Source organism: Nocardioidaceae bacterium (genome assembly GCA_018672315.1).
Classification (GTDB): Bacteria; Actinomycetota; Actinomycetes; order Propionibacteriales; family Nocardioidaceae; genus TYQ2.
In genome coordinates, this window is the sequence record CP076053.1 from 2,782,799 (window position 1) to 2,804,331 (window position 21,533).

A 21,533-nucleotide genomic window follows, 5' to 3' on the forward strand; every position below is an offset into this window, starting at 1 on the left:
CTCCCTGTCTCACCGCCGATCCAGGCCGCCAGCCGAGGCGACTTCGATGGCGTCTGCGACCAGCTCGGACTGCAGTCGGGTGCCGAGAACGAGCGACTTCTTGCGATGCCCAGGCGCATCACCAACGAGGACGTGGCCGTCGACGACGAGGACCGCGTGCAGAGAGCCGTCAAACTGCTCGCGCGCTTGATAGAAGTCGGCCTCAGAGTCGGAGGTCATGGGTCCTGGCGGCGGAGGCCAGGAAACTTCACGAGCGGGGGTTCCGTGAATCGGGATGCTGCCCTCAGAATGCGATGTCCGCCGACGTCCACCCGGGCTCGAGGACGAGTTTGTCGGTCGCGATGTCTTCCACCATGTCGAAGAAACCCTCGTGCACTCCCTCGGCGGGATCTTCGACCGTGTCTTCTGCGTAGATGAGAACGAAGGTCACCGTTCGCCCGTCGTCCTTGCGCCGGATGACACGGCCGAGACGCTGGATCATCTGCCGTTGCGACCGGCTGGCCGTGGTCACGATCCCGAGGTCCACGGCCTGGACGTCGATGCCTTCGTCGAGCAGCCTGGGAGCAGCCAACAATTTGAGCTCGCCGGTCGTCAGGGCTGCCAGACTATGTCGTCGCTCGGCCACGCCCATGTCGCTGTGAAGCGCCGACGCCGGGATCTTCCACCCGCGCATCGCGGCCGCGACCTGTTCGGCGGCTGCCTTCGACTGAGTGAAGACGACCGCGCCTTGGCTGTCCTCGATAAGTTCCGCCAGCTCCTCGACGGCGTCGATCTTGCTGGAGAGTCCCGCCAGCATCTGCCGCCGTTCACGCATCGCCGACTGGGCCGCCCAGGCTGCTCTACCGATGCTCCCGCCGGCTCCCCCTAGACGAGCGATCTGACCGATGACATCCCCGCCGCCACTGATGGCTCCCGCGGCTTTGAGCTGCTTCATCGCGTGGCTGAGGGATCGGGAGATCTTTTCGTACTCTGCCCGCTCCTCGTCGACCATCGCCACGGGCGCCAGTACGAGCCGGAACGGAGCCACGACGCCCTCGCGTAGCGCGCGGTTGAACCCCATGGTCATGATGATCCCGCCGAAGTAGGGGGAGAGGATCTCCTCGACGGCGTCGTCCCCCGATCGCTCCAGTGTCGCGGTGAGCCCGAGACGCCGGCCGTACCCAGCCCGCAAGGCGTACTGGAACTCGACGGCTCCGTAGCGATGCACCTCGTCGGCCACCAGTAGCGAGTCCGGTGACAGTGCCGCAAGGTCTTGCTTGACGGCGGAGTTGACGACGGCGACAGTTACGTCGGCGCGCGCCGGGTCGCCGGTCTTCTTGCCGCCGACCCTTGCGAGTCGCACGTGCGGCAGAAAGTGCCGGAACCGTTCCACCCACTGATCCTGCAAGTCGACGGACGGCACCAGGATCGTCACCTTCTCGCCGTCACGACGGGCCTGTTCGGCTGCCTCGAGACCGAGATGGGTCTTGCCAGTGCCGGTCACGGCTTCCACGATGCCGTGGCAACCACGGTCGTACCAGCGCTGCATGGCCTCCTGCTGCCAGGCCAAGAGGGCGAGCGCGGGCTTGTCGTACCGTCGCGATACCGGGTGGCTTCTCGCCGCTTTCGGCGAGGGGATGGACGCGGTGTCCACAAGGGCGGCGTAAGCGTTCGTCGAGACCTGCTTCGACTTCCCACCCTTCCTCGACTTCTGGACTGTCGGCGTCTGGCGGCTGGCAACGGGGCGAGAGGCTAGCGAAAGGGCCCGCCACCGAGGAACGGTCGCTCCATCGGACTCAAACGTTGAGCGCTGGCCGTACAGCAAGGCGTTCACGGTGCGGCGGTCCGTCGGGACCCCCTGGAGACTGAGCTGGTAGACGACCTCGCGCGCGGTGGATCCCGGCGAAGCGAGGAGCACATCGACAACGGCGGTTTCGAGAGTGCCCCTGGTGACTGATCCAGCGGCGGCCGGACCAGAGTCCGTCCTGATGAGTCCCAGGTAGACGGCCTGAGCTGTTACAACCGTCGATGCCCGGCCGGCATCGTCCGACCAGACCCGGCCACCCCCGGGTCTGATGGAGAGGAAGCCCGAGATGACGTTGGCCGCGGCCTCCTTGCCGATGAGATCGGACAGTTCTGCGCCGTCGGCGACCCGCGTGAGCGTCCGGGTGGCCGCGCTGAGTCGCCACCGAACGTCGCCCCGGGGGCCGGGGAAGGGCGATCCTGGGCAGAGGTCATCATGGGTGCCGTCAGGCGAGGCGTATGGACGCGTGGCCGTGGGCCCCTCGACGATACGTACACGACGTGGGTATGCACCCGATCCCCTTGGCATGCAACGCAAATTAGTCAGTGCGGGCCATCGCCCGCTCCGCTTCGACGAGATCTTTTCTTCTGAGCGAGCAACGTCTTCCAGACACATGAGCCGTCGCGCACATTCAGGCCGCGGCCGAGTCATCCTCGCGAAGAAAAGTGGCTGTCGAACGATCGGCATAAGCAGCGGTCGTCGATGGCCCGCGCAAAGCCGCTACTCGGGCTCGAGGAACGTCTCCGCGATGAAGTGCATGCGGCCTCGAACTTCAGGCATGACCTTGCCTCCGTCGTCCGCGATCTCGAGTGACAGGTCGCGGACTTGAAGCTCGAACTCTTCCGCCTCGTCAGGGTTTCGCAGGGCCCCGGTGCGGATCCGCCGCAATGTGGGTTCGTCGAGCTCGGGTGGGCGAGCGGAGAAGACCACCTCGTCAGGGTTGTGGCAGATGAATAGGGCAGCGACGTCACCGGCGGCGTCGAGACCGATGAGCCAGCTGTGAGGCCCCAAGTCGTCGTCGCGGACGGGCAGTGCGACCGAGCCCGGCTCAGGAGCGGGAACGCGCATGCAAGCGTCGGCGAAGGCGGCCCGTGCATGTTCATCCTCCGAATAGCGGGAGGCGAACGCATCGGTGACGATGCTGGGCGTGAATGTATCCGGGCGAGGGAGGTAGGCCCATGCTGTGGGGGACTCGTTCGAGAACCGCACGAGGACGCCGAAGTCGTAGGTGCCGGGCAACCCGAACACCACGGCAGGTCCGTACGCCTCGATCGGCAGCTCCACCAGATCTTCGAGGGGCGCATCGTCCTCTGGATGCTTCAGGAACCAAGGCATGGCCCGTGCGGTCAGGAGTCGTCCCTCGAGCCGACCAACCTGCGAGATCCAACACCCGTCCGCGTGCTGGAGCGAGAGCGCGAGCGTGACGTCTGCAAACTCCTGTCGCAGAGAACCGGCGGAATCGGTGAGCAGGCGAGCGCTCCTCGACGAATGAGGGAGCTGAAAGCCCCAGACGTCGGGCGACCACACTGTTGGCTTCGCGACGAGATATGCGATGAGGATGTCGCTGACGATCGCTGCGACCTCGCCTCGTGCATCGGTGCCGATCCACACGCGAGTGCTTCCCAGGTCGTGTCCTGGCATCGGTCGGCTGAATGGTGCCCCCTGGAACACTTCGACGGTTGCGTCCGGCACGAGGCGTCCGACGGGTCCCCGGTCGCACACGAGGAGGGGGCGCTCGTCGTCTACGACCTCGTCGTCGACTGGGCTGAGCACGCCGCCCAAGGGGTACTCGAGGCGGTTCGGCCCTCTGCCGACCGTCAAGTCGAGATCGGCTTCGCCGAGGAAGTCACCTGCTCGAACAGGGAAGCCGCCGGCGCCGGCAGGGCTCCATGTCAGCGATTCCAGCTGAGTGCCGGGCAGCAGAAGGGCTATGGCGAGGTCGACGGGCCCGCCCTGGTCGTCGGCCATCTTCTGCGCAAACCTTCGCACCAACCACACGCCGGGCTCGACCTCGTGGTCAAGCGGACGTGAGCCGCGCGTCCACCCGTGGCGCGTCGCCACCCGAACCCGTCCGCTGAGGATCGCGACCGTGCCGCCGTCAACCTGGGACACGGTGAGCGTGGTTCCGTCAGGGAGCGCGACCTCCGGGGGCCCGCTTGCGAACCATGGGGTCGAGGAAGAGTCGCTCATGCTGTCTCCAGTTCGCGCGTAGAAGCAAGGACGACGGAACTGGCGGCGCGACGCAGCTCGTACGCCAACGACTCCGGCCGCGACACCACGACTACCTCGACGCCGGCAGCACGGAGGCGGCGGGCGTACGCGGCGAAGATGTGGTCGCCGGACCCGATCACGACCTTCGAGAAGCGCTGCTCCGGTCGCCAGCCCCCGGCGTCGAGCAGAGCGAGGTCGGCACCATCCGGTCCCTCCTGGAAGACCGGCCGCGCTACCTCCCAGCCGAACGCGGCCTCGGCGAGCGTGTGCCAGGTCGAGGTCGCCACCACCTGGTGGACGTCGTCCGGTGAGCACGGCGACGCCACCAGCTGGTCGAACTCCACCCGCAACCGGCGCACCGCGTCCTCGGTGACCTGCGCACCCCCGAGCAGGTTCTCTACGTCGACCAAGTGCAACTCACGGCCGCGGCAGTAGGACGGCAGCGCCGCTGCCTGCGTGCGCTGCACGTCGACCTTGGGGCGGTCGAGCCGCCGCGGCGATGCAGGCGTGGGAGAGCCGATGGTGGTGCGGTTCGAGCACGTGCTGCGCTTCATGATTCCCCCTGGTGGACGGTGCCGGTCTCGGTGTCGTTCTCGTACCTGGAGAGTGCGCTCACCCCCCGACACAAAAGCCTGAGACGGCTGTCGGACGCTGCGCAATCAGGTCGTACGCGGCTCCCATCGCTCGAGAAGACGTCCGGCGAGATCTGCTGCGGCGTCGCGCAGCGAGTGCGGTGAGAGGACCTCGAACGGTTCGCCGGTGCTCAACAGCATGAGCCCGAGCCGGTCGCCGACGGGTTCGAGCATGTCCAGGTCGAGCACGACGTGGTCCTGACGGTCGTCGACCACCGTGACGTGCTCGGCGTACCGATCGGCAGTCCATCGCCCCGCATGGGCGATCGAGACACGCACGGTTGTCGTACGCCGCTGCTCCTCGAGCATCCGCACAAGCCCAGAGGGCTCCTCGAAGGTCTCCTCCAGCAGCTCGGCGTCGCGTACGTGCCCGAGCAGGAAGGTGCGCAGCGCGCCGTCCTCGTCAGGCGGGCCGGCGTCCACCTCCCAGCCGCGCCGGGTGCGTTGCAGGCGGTAGGGCTCGATGACGCGTTCGCTCAGCCCGGGGTGCCAGGCGCGCGAGTACTGGATGCGTACGCGCTTCCTGCCCTCCCGCCCCTGCCGGATCGGCTCCAGGGCGGTGTCGAACACGCGGTGGGGCTGGGTGCGGTTCGGCTCTCCGTAGACGGTGGCCGCCAACGCCTCGACCGCGGAGGCGAGATCGGCGTCGTCGGGCTCGAGGTCCTGGAGGTCCCGAGCGGCGGTGTAGAGCAGAGCGAGCTCCGCGGGGTCGAGCAGCTCGATGCCCAGCTCGTCGGTGGGCCGGTCGGTGGCGACGCGTACGACCTCCGCGGCGTTCGGGTCGGCCTCGGCGCCGTCGACGCCCAGGAACTCGATGACCTCCGGTCGACTCAGACCCATCAGGTCCGAGCCGCCGACGTCGGCGGTGTAGAAGGCGAGGAGATCCTCCCGGACCTCGGCAGGCGTGCCACCTGCCACCTGTGCGAGGTCGGCGAGGGAAAGCCCGTCCGGGTGTTCGGTGAGCAGCTGCAGCAGGCGGGGGAGTCGTGCGAACCGCTGCACGTACTTCGGAGGTGGCATCAGCGACCGCTCCCCGACACCACGGCGCGGAGCTGGGCGAGATGGTTGTCGAAGCCTTCGACGCCGGTGACGCGTGGGCCGAGCTCGAGCAGTCGCGTACGCAGAGCCGCCCGGTGGGTGACGCGGTAGTGCAGCCGGACCTCGTCGCCGACCGTCGTCTCGTTGTCCGGCTCGTTGAGCAGTCGGGTGACGTCGTCACGGAAGTCCGTTCGGCAACGGACGACGACATCGACAGGCTCGTCCACAAGCCAGGTCATGGGGTGCAGACCCACGTGCTGGACCGTGCGCGGTGTCTCGGCGCTGCCGGGATCGATCACCTCGGGGTAGGACATGCGCGAGACCAGGAACTTCTTGACGCGCTCGACGTCGACTTCCCGGCCCTCCAGATACCAGTCGTTGTTGCGGCGCTGCAGCGCGTACGGGTGCACGTCGCGCGAGGTTCCGTTGTAGCGGAAGGCGACGCGAGCCCGGCTGCGTACGGCGGTCAACACCGTCGTGAGCCTGTCGTCGTGTCCGGAGAGCGCCACGTCGGCCCCGTTGGACCCGTCCGCCCCCTCGTTCGCCGCCGGGTCGTGGGGGAGCCCGAGATGCTCCGCGAGGTCGGCCCGCCGAGCGAGCAGTGCGGCGCGGCGAAGGGCCCGCAGCTCGTCGGGGGACAGGGAAAGGCGCAGCCGGGGATCGTTGCTGTTGAGCCGATAGCGAGCCGCCGAGCCCGTGGGGGCGACGTTGTCGATCTGCCACCCCGACTTCTTCAGCTGCCGGATCTCCCGGGACAACTGGTCGGCGGCTCCCTCGCCGTCGAACCCGGCGATGCGGATGAGGCGGTCACCGTCGATGCTGTCCTCGCCGGCGGCGTGCAGGGCGGCGACGATGCGTACGAGACGCTCGATGGGACCTCGTTGGTCACGACCTGGACCTGGCACTTCGCCTCCCGGTGGACGACGCTCGGCCCGAGCCGAGACCGATGGTTCCGATCCAAGCCGCGAGGGAGCTCCTGGCGCAACCGATTCGGGCACGAATCCCGGCCACGAGCTGCTCGCCGGTGGACACTGCGCGAAAAGTTTGTCGGAGCCGACTGTCAGGTCTGAGGTCTGGCCAGCGTCGAAGAGAGTGACAGCCACTCAGTCCGAAAGGTCACCATCATGGATCCGACCATGCACATCGCCAAGCTCGACGCATCCGTCAGCGAGGTCATCGAGCAGGTGCTCGTCCGCACCGAGGGGTCAGCCCGGATCGATGTCCGCGACGCCTGCGTCACGATGTCGAGCCCGGGCGGCCGGGTCTTCTTCAGCGCAGCGGGGAGCCGGGTCAGCTTCTGCCTGCCGCACGCTCTCGCGCTGCTCGAGGCCGACGGCCCGCTGCGGGCAACGGTCCTCAGTGATGGCCCGCTCGTCTGGATGACGTGCGACGCGAGGGGTGATGCGTTGGTGCCGCACCGCATGGTGGAGGTAGCCACGCGTGCCATGCATGCGGTGGACAGCGCTCGCCGGGGCACCGAGGCGTTCGGCGTCGAGGCGCTCATCTCCGCAGCCGTGCGCGCTGTGGAGTATCGCGACGTGGACTCCGACGCCGCCGACTACTGGGCGCGTCGGCGGGACGCGCTGCGCGATCTCCTCGGCGTCGATGACGGTCGCGCGCTGGACGGTCGCGTGACGCGAGACGGTCTCGGGGCAGTTCAGGACAGCCTCGCGAACCTCGTCCGGCGCCTCGCGCGCAACGAGCACCCGCTGGCGGACTGGATGGAGATGCCGATGGAGTTCGCGGCTGCGATTAACATCGTGAGTCCCGCGCTGAGAGCTGTCGAGGACAGCCGCCGTCTGCGTACGGCGCAACTCGTGAGGGAGCTGCTACTGCTCAACGACCCGTCCCTCGTCACGGCGTCAGTCAGCACGGAGAGACTTGCGGACGCCAGCGTCGACCCCCGCGGCCCCGGTCCTGGTGCGTTGCCCTGGGACGACGACGTGTTCTGGTCGCCGCTACCGGACGTGTGGGGCTCTGGCGGCTCAACTGAACCCGATGCGGACGAGGCAGCCCAGTGGGTTCGCTGGCAGCGACAGAACGTCATCGAGACGGTCGCCTCGCTGGGCGTGGACCCGGCAGTGCTGGAAGCAGTGGCCCAGGTCCTGGATCGTCAGTCGATGCTCTGCGACGACCCCATGCCGGAGGCCGGCCCCCGGTACGCCGGCCTGCGACCGGACGAGCACAGCACCGTCGCCGTGTACGTGAACCGGGGCTGCCTCGACTTCGTGGTCGGCGCTGCGGACGCCGACGCCGTCGAGGCCGACCGGGGTTGGCGCGTCACCCGGCGTACGCAGACCAGTGCGATCGTGCGGGTGACGGCCGAGCAGCTTCTGAGTCGAGGAGAGGGATGGTCGGAGCTGTTCAAACGCGCGTTCGCGCGATCGCATGGCCGACGTACGCGAGGATGACTCAGAAGTCTCGGGAGAAGAGGAACGAACGGTCTGATGGCTGACTACTACGTGTACCTACTTGTGGACGCCGAAGATTCCGAGGACCCCGGCGAGGTTTTCTACGTGGGCAAGGGTCGGGGGACGCGTGCGGCGCATCACCTGCTCGAGTATCTGCAGGCAGTGCAGGAGGGCCGTGACGGTCAGGCTGCACTGAGGCAGGCAGGCGCCGACCCGGATCAGGCGCAACTTTCGGACGACGACGCCGCGTGCGCCGCAGTCGCGGAGGAATCAGAGAAAGTCGCACGCATCCGAGCCGCACATGAGGCAGGCCGCGAAGTCCGAATCGACTTTTTACGGACCGGTCTCTCCAACGACGGCGCCTACGACGTCGAGGCTGCTGTCATCGACGCCATCGGTCTCAACAAACTGGCGAACAAGGTGCACGGCCACCACCACGAGCGTGTGCCGGTAATGGCGGCCATGAAGGTGCTTAACGCAGACGATGTCGACATCGTTGACCCCGGATTTCTGGTGTCGATCTCTGGTGTATGGGGAGGAGGCAACCCGCTCGCTGGGCTCCTTGGAGCCTCATCAGAGGCAGTCTGGGAGAACGCACGTCAGTCATGGGCGGTCGGCGAAGACCGGCGCAAGGACATCCGCAAGGCCGCAGCGTCTAAGCCGCTCATTCTTGTTGCGGTCGCCAAGGGTAGAAGAAGTTTGCAGGGCGGCATTGTGCTCGGTGTGTGGGAGATCGTCGACACCGACGAGGCGTCCGACCGCCCGGGACCAAACGGAGCGCGAGTGAAGGGCTGGGCTTTCGTTGAGGCGCCTGAGTCCGACCGAGTGAAGGCGCTGCGCGAGAAGTACGTGGGCAAGCGCTCGACGACTCGGCCTCAGCCGGGACCCGTCGCTGTTGGGACGGGCACTAGCTGACGACCAGTCGCGCGCAGTCACGAGGTTAAAGTCCCACGCCTCTTCAGGTCACGGCGTACACAGACGGGTGCCCAGACCGAAGCTCCTCAAGGACCTGCGGTCGTGCCTGCAGCGCGGCCCTCAGCCGGTCGCGCGCCCGCTTCGTACGCTGCTCGACGGCGGCGACTGACAGACCGAGGTCGTCAGCGGCCTCCGCCGCAGTGAGTCCCTGAAGCAGGCGCAGACGGAGGATCGCCGCGTCCGCATCGCTCACCAACGCGAGCACGCGCTGAATCAGCGCCTCCTGCACGGGCACGAGGGAGGCGTACTCCTGGGACCGCATCGACGCGACCAGGTCGTCGAAGACCTGCACGGCCGGCTCGTCGCCCGGTCGGCGCTTGACCCGTCGTCCGCGATCGATCACGAGCCTGGCGATCGTGGTCTCCAGCCAGGCCGCCGGGTTGTCCGGCGCCTGGCCGTGCCAACGTTCCAGGTAGCGCACCACCGCCTCCTGGGCGATGTCGTCGGCGTCGTTCACGGCGACGCCGCGCAGCCGCACGCGGGCGATCCGGCGTGCGTCGGAGAGGACCGTCGCAGGGTCCACGGGTTCGCTCATGAGTTCACAGGTCGTCATGCCCGCACGCTAGGTGAGTGGTCCGACGCAATTCGGTCGGGAAATTGCCTGTCCGGCTGAGCGCCTCCTCGACGTCGATGTCAGCACAACCGCCCAGAGGAGGCTCTCCATGACCACGCCCATCCTGTCCTCACCCGTGGACCAGCCCGCGTTCGCCAACGCGCACTTCGTGACCGACCAGCTCGCCGTCGGCGGCGACCTGCCCTACGGCAACGACGCACTCGTCATCCGCCACGTCGGCGAGCTCTACGACCTGGGAGTCACCCACGTGCTGGACGTACGCGCCGAGGCAGACGACGCCCTGATCTGGGACGACGTCCCGGACGTCGACTACCGCTGGGACGGCATCGACGACGCCGGCCAGCGGATCCCGCACACCTGGTTCGACCGCATCACCTCATGGGCGCTCACGGCGCTCGAGGACCCCGACGCCCGGTTGCTCACCCACTGCCACATGGGCATCAACCGCGGGCCGAGCGCCGGCTACGCCGTACTGCTCGCCCAGGGCTGCGACCCCGTCGAGGCCATCGCGGCGATCCGAGCCGCGCGCCCCATCGCAGCCGTCGCGTACGCCGAGGACGCCCTCGAGTGGCACCTCGCCCGCACCGGTGCGAACGAGGTCGAGGCGCGGCGTGCGCGAGCCCGTCTCGCCGCCTGGCGGCGGGACAACCACATCGACGTCGTCCGCATCATCCGCACGATCCGCCGGCAGGAGCGCGCGTGAGCTCGCCCGGCGGGATGTGTCGGGGGTCCGGCGCATCCTCGGATCACAGGAAGCCGGCCGATCCCGTCGACCCACCGGCCGACCCCCCACTTCAGGAGCACCGCATGAAGATGTCCGCCCTTCTCGACGTGAACGTCGTGGCCCACGAGACCGCCGACGAGGTCAACGTGCTTCTCGAGCTGCAGGCACCCGAGTCATCAGGTGCCGAGCGTCCGCCGGCCTCGCTGCAGGTCGTGCTCGACCGCAGCGGCTCCATGAGCGGTCCGCCGCTCGCAGGAGCGAAGCGCGCACTCGTCGACCTCGTACGCCGTCTGGAGTCGACCGACAACTTCGGTCTCGTCACCTTCGACAACGAGGCGCAGGTCGTCGTGGCATCCGGGCCTCTCGGCGACCACGAGGCCGTCATCGACGCGATCATGCGCGTGCGTCCCGGCGGTTCGACCGACCTGGGCGCCGGCTACCTCCGCGGCCTGCGGGAGCTTCGCCGGGTGGCTGCGGCCGGCGGGACGCTGCTCGTCGTCTCGGACGGGCACGTCAACCAGGGGATGGCCGATGCGGGCGAGTTCGGCGGCGTGGCGTCACGGGCTGCAAGGGACCGGGTCGTGACCTCCACGCTCGGCTACGGCCGCCACTACGACGAGACGATCCTGGCCGCGCTGAGTCGCGGAGGCAACGGCAACCACGTGTTCGCAGAGGACCCCGACGCGGCTTCGGCCGCCATCGCCGGTGAGGTCGACGGCCTCCTCGACAAGGTCGCGCAGGGCGTCACGCTCACCGTGTCGCTGGAGGACTCCGTCGCCTTCATGCGGCTCTACAACGATCTTCCTGCGCACCAGTTGGCGGACGGCTCGATCATGATCGAGCTCGGCGACCTCTATGCCGCCGAGTCGCGGAAGCTGCTGCTGGCGTTGAGCGTGCCGGAGCTCTCCTCACTCGGTCTCGCGACGGTCGCCGAGCTCGAGCTCGCGTACGTCGAGCTGCCGGGTCTCGTCGAGCAGACGGTGCTGCAGCCGATCGCGGTGAATGTGGTCCCGGGGGACGAGGCCGCGGGCCGCGTTGCGCATCCGGTCGTACGTTCCGAGGTGCTGTTCCAGGAGGCGCAGGCGTCGAAGAAGAAGGCGTCGGAGTCCTTCGAGGTGGGCGACCTCGACGCCGGCACGACGCATCTCGCCGATGCGAAGGCGCGGCTCACCGACGCGCTGGACGGCGCCCCGAACGAGGTTGCACCGGATCTCGCCCGTGAGCTTGACGAGGTGACCGCCATGGAGGGTCAAACGCGCTTCGAGGACACGGCCTTCTTGTCGAAGATGACCCGTGAGTCGCACCATCGTATGAACCGCAAGCGTGGGCGTACTGAGCGTCCCAGCGGACATGGCGAAGGAGACCGCGCATGAGTCGCTCCCTCACCCGGCAGCAGGTCCTGTCGTGGCGCGACACCTGGAGCCGGACCGACAAGGCGATGGTCGAGGCCGCCGTCGGCGCGCTGCCGGCCACCACGGCGTTCTACGAGACCACGTCGTACGCCGCGGCCCGGGTCGATGGCCGGGTTGCCGTCTACATCTCGCCGGGCTACCTCAGCTGGTCGGGTGGTCAGTGGTCCGCCGAACTCGACCCGGCGCTGTTCGGCGCTCTCGATGTCGAGGACGGCTGGGCGTGGAAGCCGCTGAGCACCTTCCGACCACACCAGGGCAGCAAGCCGTCCATCGAAGAGTTCGACGAGCCGTGGGCCGGCTGCTTCACGGTGCCGGCGAGGAATGGGACGTGTTCCTGCGACTAATTCGGATGGCGCCGTTAGGAATCCGAGGTATACCTGCAGCACCTGAGGCATAGGGTCCAGTTCGTCATCATCCGAATATCCGTGGGTAGAAGCGACACATTTGCGCCGTCGATCGGCACGAGGCGCTGACCACCGAGCGACAGGGAAAGGATCACCGTGTCGACACCGCGCGAACGCGTCGAGGACGCCGAGATCGTCATCGTGCACGACGAGTTCGGCTTGATCGTTCAGGGCAGCGACGATGCGATCGAGGCGGTGCTCTCGGAGCTCTGGGCGGGGGATCGGTCCCGGCGCCACGAAGGCGTGTCTGTCTCGCCCGAGGAGCTCGCTGCACTCGGTGCCACAGGCGCGGCGCTCGCTGCCAGCTCTGGCGGCCAGTACTACCGGCTGACCGAGGAGGCCCGGCAGAAGGCTGGAGACCTTGGCTTGCAGCGTGCCAACGGAGTGACACGCGGCTACTTCAAGAACGAGCAAGGGCACTTTGCAGGAGACCTCACCTTCAACGAAGTCTCACTTGCAGCCGATCAAGCGCTGGCTCTGCAGGCTGCGGCAACCTCGATGGCACTCCGTACGGCGATACGCGACGTGCAGCGCGCCGTCGAGGAGGTGGCTGACCGGGTCGAGTCCGTCGACCGACGTCTGCGGGCGCGGCTCGAGGGCGACATCGTCGGTTCGTACCGACTCCTCCACGAGATCAGCGAGCAAGCGCGGAGCCGGGGTCGGCTGCCTTCGGCGGACTGGGAGACCGTCGCCCCCCTCCGCAGCCAGATCTACCGTGACCTCTCGACGCTGCGCAGCATGGTCCGGGCCGAGATGGCCGCTTTGACGGCCGACGTCCGGCTGCCGAAGCGAGCGAAGATGCTCACGGACTACGTCGAGGAGGCCGGCAGCGTGGGAGACGTCCTCAGGTTGATCCTCGTGGCAGAGCAGGCGCTGCACCTCCATCACTTCCTACGCGTACAGAGGATTCGTCACCAGGAGCCCGACCATGTCGAGGACGCGCTGAAAGACGCCCGGACCTCGCTCGCGGCTCAACGCGCAGCGGACGAGGAGCTGACTTCCGACATGCTCGCAGCGATCGAACGATCGCGAGTGGTCAAGCCTTTGGAGGTTCATCACGTGCTGTCCAAGGCGACTCTCGACGAGGGAGCGCGCCGGTTCTTCAATGCGGTCGCTTCCTTCGCCGAATCGTCTCGCATCGTGCGGCCGGACTCACTGACGGAACTCGCGGCGGTCGGACTCGCCGAGGCGCGCGAAGAACTGCAGGCACGGGTCGTCACGACGTCGCAGGTGGTCGGACAACTCGGATCAGGGGTGGCTCGCGCAGGCTCCGGCCGCGTACGTGATCAGGGTGCCAGGGCGAGAGCAGCTATCGATCGTCGGAGGCGCGAACAAGCCGAGGACCGTGAATAGCGCCGACCACAGGGCATGACGCAGCCGACCACGTGAAGGGATAAGCGATGAGCGACGCAATACAGGCGAGCCATGGCTGGCAGAACGGACTGCCGCTGAACCGGAAAGAGCGGTACTACACGGGCAGCGTTCTCCCCGGCCTCGTAGCAGGGGACGAGATGCAGCACCTTCCTCGATTCCTCTCGCTCTGCGGACTCGATGTGGAGATCGGTGACGCCGACGGCGTGCCGGCGGTGCATTTCCTCACCGAGTACGGATTCGCAGAATCGGTCGCGACCGAGTCGGCTCGCTCGTTCTGGGGCACCGATACGGCGAACGACACTCCGGATGTGGTGATCGTCGGACCCGACTGGCTCGTCGCCATCGAGGCGAAGATGTTCCACACCCCGACCGAAGACGCTTTGAACGAGCAGATGGCGAAGCAGGCGACGATCATCAGCCTGTGGCGAGACAAGCTCGGTCTTGACGCGGCCAGGGTCAAGCATCTCTTGTTGTTGCCGCAGCCATTCAGCGAGAGTCGACCCGGTCTGACACACCAGGTGCTCACGTGGGAAACAGTGAGGGACGAGTTCGCCTCAGTCGGTTCGGACTACTGGCGCGCTGTCCTCGAGGCGGCACTTGATGCATACGCGGACCTCAAGTCCCCGGACTCGACCTACGGACAGAACAGCCTGGCCAAACTGGCCGGACATCGGATCAGCGAGGACGGTGTGGTGACCATCGGCGACGAGGTACGGCAGATCGTCGCAGTCGGGCGGCACGGGGGACTGGGCGGCGCCGCCTTCGCCGACGATCTCGCGACCGGTGCGTGGCAGTCACGCCGATACGAGATCAGCGATCAACCGCCAAAGAACGAGAACTGGTTCACGATCCATGAGTTCAAGCACGCCGTTTCCTCGGCCGGATCGAAAGCCGAGTCCGAGTAGGCGCTGCCCAGCCCTCCGCCAGTCGAGTTGGCCCTACGCGCGCGGCAAGCCACCGGGCTCCAGGCCATCGCCCTTTCCAGGGACGAACAGCCGGGCCGGTCTGCCCACAGCCGCCGAGGAGAGGATCGCCGTGCCGTCTTCGGCGCGCGCATGAATCAATCGCTCGCGCATTCGGCGGGCGAACGTGTCCCGCTGCAGCCCTGCATGGAGCACAGCTTCATGCGCCTCTCGCAGTTGCCGCAATGAGAACGGTGCCGTGAGCAGGCCATCTGGGTCCGGTCGCCCCTCGTAGCGTCGCCGCATCCGGCGTACGGCCGTCGTCACCATCTCGTCGTGGTCGTAAGCGAGGGGCTCGGCGGTGACACGCCGGTCTCGAACGGCCGGCCCGGCGACGGGGATTAACTTGGACGCGGACGACAGCTGCTCGGCGGCGCCTCGGGGGAGGGCGGTCGCGTGCGCGACGGACATCGTCCAGCCGCGCGGATCGCGGTCGGGAGCGTCGTACACCCCGAGCGGATGCAGGTCCAGAGAGCGCTCATGCCGGTAGCCGAGCTTCGACTCCAGGATCGCCGCCACGGTCGACTCGATGGTCTCTCGCTCACGGACGAAGCGGCCCGGGAGCGCCGGCTGGTCGCCGGGGCCCGGGAGCGTCACGACGCACAGCTCAAGGGGACGCGTACGCCGCCGCTCAGTATTTGTGTCGGAGGTCGGTGCGAGAGTCAGCGGTACGAGATCGACGGCGACGTGGGGGCTCGGATAGTCAGCCAGACGATCTGAAGAAGTCACGTCTCGAGTTTACGCAGATATGCGCAAAGTCCGGTCTCGGGCCCTTGGTTTCGAGACGGCTCCTTCGTCGCCTCCTCAACCAGCGGTGGCCTCGGTTTCGAGGCTCGTCGCTAGCGCTGCTCACACCTCAACCATCGGATGAAGGGCACCACCATGCAGATCCACATCGGGCAGGGCTTCCCTGTCGCACCCGTCACCTTCTTTCCCGTCTGGACTCACAGCGGCGGCCGGCGACGCTTCACCACCTCGCTCGACCAGCTCCGCATCGCAGAGATGCCGGAGGCGCAGGCGCCCTACCTGCTCGTCGAGAACCCCGGCAAGCGCAACGTGTTCGTCGCCGAGGGGCAGCTGTTCGAAGGCGGCTTCCAAGACCGGATGGCGCTGCGCAGCAGCATCATCCCGGCTAGGAGCGTCGGCGAGATCGCCGTCGCCTGCGTCGAGGTCGGCCGCTGGGGCGGTGAGGCCCGCGAGCACACGATGGAGATCCGCAGGGCGTCGGAGTTCGTACGCGCCGGCTGGGGCGCAGGCGGTCAGGCCGAGGTCTGGGACCGCATCTCCCGCACCGACGCAGTCGGCTCGGCGACCACCTCGTACGCCGAGGTTCGGCGCGACATCGCACGGCAGTGGGCGTTCGACCGCTCGATGATGACGCTCCCGCCGTGGCCCCCGCTCCTGCCGGGCCAGTCGGGCGTGCTGATCGGCGTCGGCGGGTACCCGATGCGGCTCGAGATCTTCTCCGACCCCGCGACGCTGCGCGAGCACTACACCGCACTTGGCGAATCCATCTGGGTCGACCTCCACGACGCCCCCATGGAGGTGACGCCCGGACGTCGAGCCCGCCGCATGGTCCGACGTATCGAGCCGCTGCTCGCCGAGCAGGACGACCACCCCGATCCGTGGTCGATCACCGGGGCTGATTCGCGCTACGACGTCGGTCGGCTCAAGCACGGCGGTCTGCCCGTCCACATCCGCGCCAGCGACCGAAGTCACCCCGTCATCCGTGCGGGGGGCTAAGGCTGACCCTCGTCCCGGACGGCTTCTGTCTCTGCGAGGATCTGCTCAGCGATGCTGTAGAGATTCTCACCGCCAACGCACCAGGCGTCGGCCGCAGAGAAGGTTGGTCGTGCGCCGCCTGCTCGCTCGAAAATTTCGTCTCTCAAGGCAGTCGGTGACCACGAGGCGTTAGCGTCGTCAGCGGCAGCCCAACGGAGGGGCTTCTGTGGGTGATTGTGCCACGTGATCTTCTTACGATCTGGATCTGCGTCGAGCCAGGCTTCCACTTCATTCGCGACGTCCGGCTTTACAAGGCTTACCAGGTTGAGAGAAACCTCGCTTCCATTCGATACCCGCCCCGCCTCCGCGATGATCTTGACCGACCGGGCGCGCCGCTTGTTAGTAGCGATTCGCTGCCTGACGGCGTCTGTGTTCACGCTCGCAGACGGGCGCAAGGTGCGACCGTCGAGATTCTCGACGGGATAGATAATCTGGAATCCCACGAGGACGTCATTGCCGTCCCTGAAAAGGCTGTACTCATGGCACTCGATGTCTAGTTGAGGGGCCACTACGTCCTTGAGCCACTGGACCGTGGTCACCGTCTGGTCGCTGAATTCTTCAGCGACGAGGACAATTTTCGGGAGTTTGAGTATCTCATCGTCCCATCCTGCATCGAGATGGTCATGCAACTCTTCCATAGCCTCATGGGAGGAGATGGGCGTCTGTCTCGTTTTGTTTACCCACTTCGCGTGCGCGTCGGCGAGTTGTTCGCGAGTGAAACTGGCGACTAGCGCGCCGTACGTAATGGCTTGGAGATGAACCTTTCGGTCAGACCCTCGCTTCAGTTCCACTACTACCGTTTGTCCGCTCGACGATAGCGCGAGAATATCGAGGGCTTCCCTTGCCGCGCCGCCGTCAGACGATTCCCAGTTGTTAAATTGCGTGCTAACGATCTTCAGCCCGTCGCCGAGGACGTCCGGGTGAAGTGACAGCCAACTCTCAAGATGCTCTTTCTCCAGAAATGATTCCGACTTCATGTCGGTCGTGGCGAATTTCGATGCGCGCGAGCCGGCGACTCGTAGGAGATGGGTCACGCGCTCAGACTGCCGTCACAACCTTCGCTGCGCAATGTCGCTCTGGGAATGACAGGTCAGGCGCTCACCGAGCTCTGGCAGCCGATCTACGTGATCCGATGCAACTGTCGGGGGTCAGCACCACCATGACAGCCGAGAAGAAGGGACTCCCCATGAGACTCATCACCACGCAGACCGACCGCGCCGCCGGCGTCATCCTCGGTGCTGCTGCCGGCGACGCGCTCGGCGTCCCGTACGAGTTCGCCACCCCACCCCCTCCCGGCACCGACGCCGAGATGCGCGGCGGCGGACTCGGCGGCTTCACGCCGGGGGAGTGGAGCGACGACACCGCGATGGCCGTCGCTATCGCCCGCGTCGCCGCCACCGGAGCCGACCTCACCACCGAGGCCGCTCTCGACCAGATCGCCGACGGCTTCCTCGGCTGGCTGGGCGACGGACCCGCCGACATCGGCATCCAGACCTCAGCCGTGCTGCGCGCCACCGCCCGCCGTCTCGGGGCGGGCGAGCGGGGCGCGGCACGGCTGATGCGGGAGGAGGCCGCCGCGTACGCCGCGTCCCACCCCAAGTCCGCCGGCAACGGTGCGCTGATGCGTACGGCCCCTGTCGCACTCACCTCGCTGGACGACCGTGACCACCTGGCCGTCGCGGCTCGTGCGGTCGCCGAGCTCACCCACGCCGACCCGCTCGCAGGCGACTCGTGCGTGCTGTGGAGCGAGGCCATCCGTGTCGCTGTGCTCGAGGAGCGCATCGATGTACGTGCCGGGCTCGACCTCCTTCCCGACGAACGGCGAGACCAGTGGTCGGCGTGGATCGACGAGGCTCTCGCAACGCCGACGACCCACCAGGAGGCGCCGGGGCGACAGTTCACCCCGAACGGCTTCACCGTTACCGCCCTGCAGGCCGCGGTAGCCGCGATCGCCCACACGTCCGTGCCGCCCGAGGCCCCCGAGCGGGGAAGCTTCGCCTGCCTCCACCTGCAGCACGCGCTGCACGCGGCCGTACGCATCGGCGACGACACCGACACCGTCGCCGCAATAGCCGGGGGGCTTCTCGGGGCCCGCTGGGGTGCCGGCGCGGTGCCATGGACATGGCGCCGCGCCGTGCACGGGTGGCCCGGCCCCGGACACGGAGGGGACGGTCGCGACCTCGTCGCGTACGCCACGCTCACCGTCCGCGGCGGCGCGCCGGATGCCAAGGGCTGGCCGACCGCTGGTCACGTCGACTACGCCGACCGCGCGTTCTCGACCGTCGTCCCGCACCCGTACGACCGCGGCGTGCTGCTCGGCACCCACCGCTCCACCGGTCACGGAGCCGACACGGTCGTCTCGATGTGCCGCGTGGGTCGCGAGCAGACCTGCTTCGACGAGGCCACCGAGGTGATCGAGTCCCGACTCATAGACAGCGAGGACCCGGCAGACAACCCCCACCTCGGGTTCCTGCTTGCCGACGCGGCCGACGCCGTCCGAGGCCTCCGAGCCGAGGGAAAGACCGTGCTGCTCCACTGCGTCGCCGCGCATCAACGCACGCCGAGCGTCGCGGTCGCGTACGCCACCCTCCTCGGTCACGATCCCGAGCAGGCGCAGCGTGACGTCTTGGACGTCCTGCCCGGCGCCCGCGGTCGCGGTCGCGTCTGGGCGGCGGCGGCACGCGTCCCGCAGGGCTCTCGTGGCTGAGTCGCGACGGGGCGGCTGGCTCGCGTCGAGGCACAATCCCGGGGCCAGGACGTGTCACGATGCAGACATGACCGAATCGCTGCTCGATCGCGCGATCTACAGCTACGCCGACGTGGATCGCCTGATCGGCTTGGGCGGCGGAACAGCTCGTCGCTGGCTCGAGGGCTACGAGCGCCTCGGGCGCTTCTACGACCCCATCCTTCGCCCGGAGCCGACCGGCTCAGACTCCGTGACGTGGGGCGAGATGGTGGAGGCGCGCCTGCTTGCCGAATTCCGCGGGCGCAAGGTGCCGGTGCAGAACATGCGACCAGCCATGGTGCGACTGCGCTCCGAGTTCGGGCGCTATCCGCTCGCCATGGCGAGTCCGTTCCTCGATGTCGAGGCGCGCAAGCTCGTCCAGACCGTGCAGGACGACGTGAGCCTCGCTCGCGAGCAGCAGCTGGTTGTCGTCGCAGACGGGCAGTACGTGCTCTCGGGGGCCACCGAGCGATTCACGGCCTGCGTCGAGTACGACGAGACAGGCGTTGCAGGAATCTTGAAGCCAGAACAGCGCACCCCGCTGGTTTCCATGGATCCCCGACGCACCTTCGGGCAGCCCGCCATGCGCAGCGTACGTACCGAAGCGATCGCCGAGGACTTCCGCGCTGGCACCAGCAGGGACCGGATCGCTGACCTGTACGACCTCACCCCGGAACAGGTCGACCAGGCGATCCGTTTCGAACTGATCGCTGGTGGCGAACGAGCCGCCTGATCCCCAGCGCGAACGTGTACTTCACTGACGAGAACACGCTTGGCCTCGGCAAGCTCATGCGCAGCCTCGGGCGTGAAGACGTGCTCTACCCAGGACATGATCGTCTGCCCGAGGTGCCGCGCGGCTCGCCGGACCTCGACTGGATGACCGTCATCGGGGAGCGCGAGTTGATCGTGTTGACGCGCGACAGGCGCATTCGCTCCCGACCCGCCGAACGGCGCGCCTACTGGCAACACGGCATCCGCTCCGTCTGGATCGGCGCTAAGCAGGATCTAGGTCCAGCCGACCAGCTGCAGCTCTTCCTGCGACACGAAAAGCGCCTTAAGCGAGAGATCACGAAGCGCGGACCTGGGCCGTGGTCGCTGAGCCTCGGGCCGAGTGGCGTCCGCCCCCTGCGTCTCCCCGATCCGGAGTGACTGCCATGCGCATCGACCTGCACACCCACTCCAACATCAGCGACGGCAGCGACGACCCGGCCGAGCTCGTACGCAAGGCAGCCGCGACCGGCCTCGACGTCGTCGCGCTGACCGACCACGACACCGTCGACGGGTGGGACGAGGCGCTCGAGGCAGGGCAGCGGCACGGCATCACCGTCGTGACCGGCATCGAGTTCTCGGTGACCGACCTCGGCAGCGGACGGCACCTGCTCGGCTACCTCGTCGATCCACGGCACGAGCGCATCGCCGAGATCCTCGGCCGTGCGGCGAGCTCGCGCGCCGACCGCATCGACGCTCTCTTCCCACGGTTGTCGGAGCTCGGTTTGTCCGTCGACGAGCAACGCGTACGCGCCTCAGGCGAGGGCATCCCCAGCCGCAAGCACGTCGCCAAGGCGATGGTCGAGGCCGGCCACGTCGCCGACGAGGACGAGGCGTTCGCCGAGTGGCTCAACGAAGGCAAGCCCGCGTACGTCGAGCGCTACCGCCCCGACATCGTCGATGCCATCGCCGCCATCCGTGAGGCCGGGGGAGTGTCGGTGATCGCCCACCCCCGTGACACCAGGCGCGGGCCGGGAGTCGACGACGAGCGACTCGCAGAACTCGCCGGGGCCGGGCTCGACGGAGTCGAGGTCGACCACCAGGCGCACTCACCTGATGTGCGTGGAGCGTTGCGCGACGTCACCGACCGACTCGGCCTCGTCGTCACCGGCTCCAGCGACTACCACGGCACCCGCAAGACCGACCACGACCTCGGCTGCAACCTGACCGCACCCGACCAGGGGCGGGCACTCCTGGGCGACCTGATTCCCCTCACGAACGGATGAAGAGATGACTGACTCACACGCCGGCCTCGCCGCGATCGCCCGCGCATTCGCCATCGGTGCGCACGCCGGGCAGGTCGACAAGGCAGGCAATCCGTACCGCGGCCATGTCGAGCGCGTCGCGGGGAGAGTCGCGGCGGCCGGCTACGGCGAGGAGCAACAGGCCGCCGCCTGGCTGCACGACACGATCGAGGACTGCCCCGGGATCGACGCCGCGCTTCTCGCCGAGGTCGGGTTCAGCCCGGACGTCGCGGCCGCGGTCGAGGCGCTGACCAAACGACCTGCCACGGACGAGCAGCCGAAGGAGGAGCACCTCGACGCTGTGCGCCGAGCGTGCGCAGATCCCATCGCCAAGGTCGTCAAGGCTGCTGATGTCGCCGACAACAGCGACCCGGCACGACTGAGCGTCTTGCCGGACGATCTGCGGGAGCGTCTCACCGAGAAATACACCCGGGCGCGTGCTCTGCTCGATGAGCTCGGTGCCCCGCGCTTCGACGGCACCTCGGCGTGAGTGTCGCCGCTTCGAGGGTCATCG

At 67.7% G+C, this 21,533-nt stretch carries 22 protein-coding genes; 13 read left to right on the top strand and 9 right to left on the bottom strand.

From position 1 onward, the window contains the following. Nucleotides 1-9: 9 nt before the first annotated feature. The 6 genes from KLP28_13425 to KLP28_13450 all read right to left on the bottom strand — a co-directional run bounded on the left by KLP28_13425 (nt 10) and on the right by KLP28_13450 (nt 6,569). A complete protein-coding gene (locus tag KLP28_13425; protein QWC84558.1) occupies nt 10-219 on the bottom strand; it encodes a hypothetical protein in 210 nt (69 codons plus the stop codon). Nucleotides 220-283: 64 nt separating this feature from the next. Continuing rightward, on the bottom strand, nt 284-2,311 hold the full coding sequence (locus tag KLP28_13430; protein ID QWC84559.1) for a DEAD/DEAH box helicase: 2,028 nt from the start codon (nt 2,309-2,311) through the stop codon (nt 284-286). Between the two features lie 192 nt (nt 2,312-2,503). After that, the gene (locus KLP28_13435; protein ID QWC84560.1) at nt 2,504-3,973 is read right to left on the bottom strand and encodes a hypothetical protein; all 1,470 of its coding nucleotides are present in this window, start codon (nt 3,971-3,973) and stop codon (nt 2,504-2,506) included. Then, nucleotides 3,970-4,548 carry an NYN domain-containing protein gene (locus tag KLP28_13440; GenBank protein QWC84561.1) on the bottom strand — a complete coding sequence of 193 codons (579 nt, stop codon included), beginning with the start codon at nt 4,546-4,548 and terminating at the stop codon, nt 3,970-3,972. The genes KLP28_13435 and KLP28_13440 overlap by 4 nt, the downstream gene beginning before the upstream one ends. 105 nt (nt 4,549-4,653) lie before the next feature. Beyond that, the gene (locus tag KLP28_13445) at nt 4,654-5,646 is read right to left on the bottom strand and encodes a WYL domain-containing protein (GenBank protein ID QWC84562.1); all 993 of its coding nucleotides are present in this window, start codon (nt 5,644-5,646) and stop codon (nt 4,654-4,656) included. Then, nucleotides 5,646-6,569, bottom strand: coding sequence for a WYL domain-containing protein (locus tag KLP28_13450; GenBank protein QWC84563.1), 924 nt, complete (start codon nt 6,567-6,569; stop codon nt 5,646-5,648). The genes KLP28_13445 and KLP28_13450 overlap by 1 nt, the downstream gene beginning before the upstream one ends. Before the next feature lie 219 nt (nt 6,570-6,788). Between KLP28_13450 and KLP28_13455 the strand changes: the two genes are divergently transcribed. Then, on the top strand, nt 6,789-8,075 hold the full coding sequence (locus KLP28_13455; protein ID QWC84564.1) for a hypothetical protein: 1,287 nt from the start codon (nt 6,789-6,791) through the stop codon (nt 8,073-8,075). A gap of 36 nt (nt 8,076-8,111) precedes the next feature. Then, on the top strand, nt 8,112-8,990 hold the full coding sequence (locus KLP28_13460) for a GIY-YIG nuclease family protein (protein ID QWC84565.1): 879 nt from the start codon (nt 8,112-8,114) through the stop codon (nt 8,988-8,990). Nucleotides 8,991-9,033: 43 nt separating this feature from the next. Here the strand turns inward: KLP28_13460 and KLP28_13465 are convergent, their stop codons facing one another. Then, nucleotides 9,034-9,603 carry a sigma-70 family RNA polymerase sigma factor gene (locus KLP28_13465; GenBank protein ID QWC84566.1) on the bottom strand — a complete coding sequence of 190 codons (570 nt, stop codon included), beginning with the start codon at nt 9,601-9,603 and terminating at the stop codon, nt 9,034-9,036. Between the two features lie 109 nt (nt 9,604-9,712). On the opposite strand from KLP28_13465, the gene KLP28_13470 reads away from it, so the two are divergent. From KLP28_13470 to KLP28_13490, 5 genes are all read left to right on the top strand, one after another. Then, on the top strand, nt 9,713-10,327 hold the full coding sequence (locus tag KLP28_13470) for a hypothetical protein (protein QWC84567.1): 615 nt from the start codon (nt 9,713-9,715) through the stop codon (nt 10,325-10,327). Between the two features lie 104 nt (nt 10,328-10,431). Next, complete coding sequence (locus KLP28_13475; protein QWC84568.1) at nt 10,432-11,721, top strand: VWA domain-containing protein; 1,290 nt, start codon at nt 10,432-10,434, stop codon at nt 11,719-11,721. After that, nucleotides 11,718-12,104, top strand: coding sequence for a hypothetical protein (locus KLP28_13480; protein ID QWC84569.1), 387 nt, complete (start codon nt 11,718-11,720; stop codon nt 12,102-12,104). Before KLP28_13475 ends, KLP28_13480 begins: the two co-directional genes overlap by 4 nt. Nucleotides 12,105-12,260: 156 nt before the next feature. After that, nucleotides 12,261-13,517 (top strand): hypothetical protein, encoded by a 1,257-nt coding sequence (locus KLP28_13485; protein ID QWC84570.1) that lies wholly within the window; start codon nt 12,261-12,263, stop codon nt 13,515-13,517. A 47-nt stretch (nt 13,518-13,564) separates the two neighbouring features. Then, complete coding sequence (locus KLP28_13490) at nt 13,565-14,443, top strand: hypothetical protein (protein QWC84571.1); 879 nt, start codon at nt 13,565-13,567, stop codon at nt 14,441-14,443. Between the two features lie 33 nt (nt 14,444-14,476). On the opposite strand, the gene KLP28_13495 is transcribed toward KLP28_13490, so the two are convergent. Continuing rightward, on the bottom strand, nt 14,477-15,097 hold the full coding sequence (locus KLP28_13495; GenBank protein ID QWC84572.1) for a hypothetical protein: 621 nt from the start codon (nt 15,095-15,097) through the stop codon (nt 14,477-14,479). A 270-nt stretch (nt 15,098-15,367) separates the two neighbouring features. On the opposite strand from KLP28_13495, the gene KLP28_13500 reads away from it, so the two are divergent. Beyond that, nucleotides 15,368-16,243 (top strand): hypothetical protein, encoded by an 876-nt coding sequence (locus KLP28_13500; protein ID QWC84573.1) that lies wholly within the window; start codon nt 15,368-15,370, stop codon nt 16,241-16,243. On the opposite strand, the gene KLP28_13505 is transcribed toward KLP28_13500, so the two are convergent. Next, nucleotides 16,240-17,316, bottom strand: coding sequence for a hypothetical protein (locus tag KLP28_13505; protein QWC84574.1), 1,077 nt, complete (start codon nt 17,314-17,316; stop codon nt 16,240-16,242). The two genes, KLP28_13500 and KLP28_13505, sit on opposite strands and share 4 nt — an antisense overlap. A 152-nt stretch (nt 17,317-17,468) precedes the next feature. Here KLP28_13505 and KLP28_13510 point away from each other — a divergent pair, with 152 nt between their 5' ends. The 5 genes from KLP28_13510 to KLP28_13530 all read left to right on the top strand — a co-directional run bounded on the left by KLP28_13510 (nt 17,469) and on the right by KLP28_13530 (nt 21,509). Beyond that, entirely contained in the window at nt 17,469-18,989 is a 1,521-nt protein-coding gene (locus tag KLP28_13510; GenBank protein QWC84575.1) for an ADP-ribosylglycohydrolase family protein, read from the top strand. A 67-nt stretch (nt 18,990-19,056) separates the two neighbouring features. Beyond that, the gene (locus tag KLP28_13515) at nt 19,057-19,740 is read left to right on the top strand and encodes a DUF433 domain-containing protein (protein ID QWC84576.1); all 684 of its coding nucleotides are present in this window, start codon (nt 19,057-19,059) and stop codon (nt 19,738-19,740) included. Nucleotides 19,741-19,754: 14 nt separating this feature from the next. Beyond that, complete coding sequence (locus KLP28_13520) at nt 19,755-20,156, top strand: hypothetical protein (GenBank protein QWC84577.1); 402 nt, start codon at nt 19,755-19,757, stop codon at nt 20,154-20,156. A gap of 5 nt (nt 20,157-20,161) precedes the next feature. Then, nucleotides 20,162-21,001 (top strand): PHP domain-containing protein, encoded by an 840-nt coding sequence (locus KLP28_13525; protein ID QWC84578.1) that lies wholly within the window; start codon nt 20,162-20,164, stop codon nt 20,999-21,001. A gap of 4 nt (nt 21,002-21,005) precedes the next feature. Further along, nucleotides 21,006-21,509 carry an HD domain-containing protein gene (locus KLP28_13530; GenBank protein ID QWC84579.1) on the top strand — a complete coding sequence of 168 codons (504 nt, stop codon included), beginning with the start codon at nt 21,006-21,008 and terminating at the stop codon, nt 21,507-21,509. Nucleotides 21,510-21,533 lie beyond the last annotated feature (24 nt).

Excerpts from the sequence above, each read along its gene's own strand:
- KLP28_13465 (QWC84566.1), bottom strand. The coding sequence starts at position 9,603 with ATGACGACCTGTGAACTCATGAGCGAACCCGTGGACCCTGCGACGGTC.
- KLP28_13435 (QWC84560.1), bottom strand. The coding sequence starts at position 3,973 with ATGAGCGACTCTTCCTCGACCCCATGGTTCGCAAGCGGGCCCCCGGAG.
- KLP28_13430 (QWC84559.1), bottom strand. The coding sequence starts at position 2,311 with ATGCCAAGGGGATCGGGTGCATACCCACGTCGTGTACGTATCGTCGAG.
- KLP28_13510 (QWC84575.1), top strand. The coding sequence starts at position 17,469 with ATGAGACTCATCACCACGCAGACCGACCGCGCCGCCGGCGTCATCCTC.
- KLP28_13470 (QWC84567.1), top strand. The coding sequence starts at position 9,713 with ATGACCACGCCCATCCTGTCCTCACCCGTGGACCAGCCCGCGTTCGCC.
- KLP28_13525 (QWC84578.1), top strand. The coding sequence starts at position 20,162 with ATGCGCATCGACCTGCACACCCACTCCAACATCAGCGACGGCAGCGAC.
- KLP28_13500 (QWC84573.1), top strand. The coding sequence starts at position 15,368 with ATGAAGGGCACCACCATGCAGATCCACATCGGGCAGGGCTTCCCTGTC.
- KLP28_13480 (QWC84569.1), top strand. The coding sequence starts at position 11,718 with ATGAGTCGCTCCCTCACCCGGCAGCAGGTCCTGTCGTGGCGCGACACC.
- KLP28_13440 (QWC84561.1), bottom strand. The coding sequence starts at position 4,548 with ATGAAGCGCAGCACGTGCTCGAACCGCACCACCATCGGCTCTCCCACG.
- KLP28_13425 (QWC84558.1), bottom strand. The coding sequence starts at position 219 with ATGACCTCCGACTCTGAGGCCGACTTCTATCAAGCGCGCGAGCAGTTT.
- KLP28_13490 (QWC84571.1), top strand. The coding sequence starts at position 13,565 with ATGAGCGACGCAATACAGGCGAGCCATGGCTGGCAGAACGGACTGCCG.
- KLP28_13455 (QWC84564.1), top strand. The coding sequence starts at position 6,789 with ATGGATCCGACCATGCACATCGCCAAGCTCGACGCATCCGTCAGCGAG.
- KLP28_13530 (QWC84579.1), top strand. The coding sequence starts at position 21,006 with ATGACTGACTCACACGCCGGCCTCGCCGCGATCGCCCGCGCATTCGCC.
- KLP28_13475 (QWC84568.1), top strand. The coding sequence starts at position 10,432 with ATGAAGATGTCCGCCCTTCTCGACGTGAACGTCGTGGCCCACGAGACC.
- KLP28_13460 (QWC84565.1), top strand. The coding sequence starts at position 8,112 with ATGGCTGACTACTACGTGTACCTACTTGTGGACGCCGAAGATTCCGAG.
- KLP28_13445 (QWC84562.1), bottom strand. The coding sequence starts at position 5,646 with ATGCCACCTCCGAAGTACGTGCAGCGGTTCGCACGACTCCCCCGCCTG.
- KLP28_13515 (QWC84576.1), top strand. The coding sequence starts at position 19,057 with ATGACCGAATCGCTGCTCGATCGCGCGATCTACAGCTACGCCGACGTG.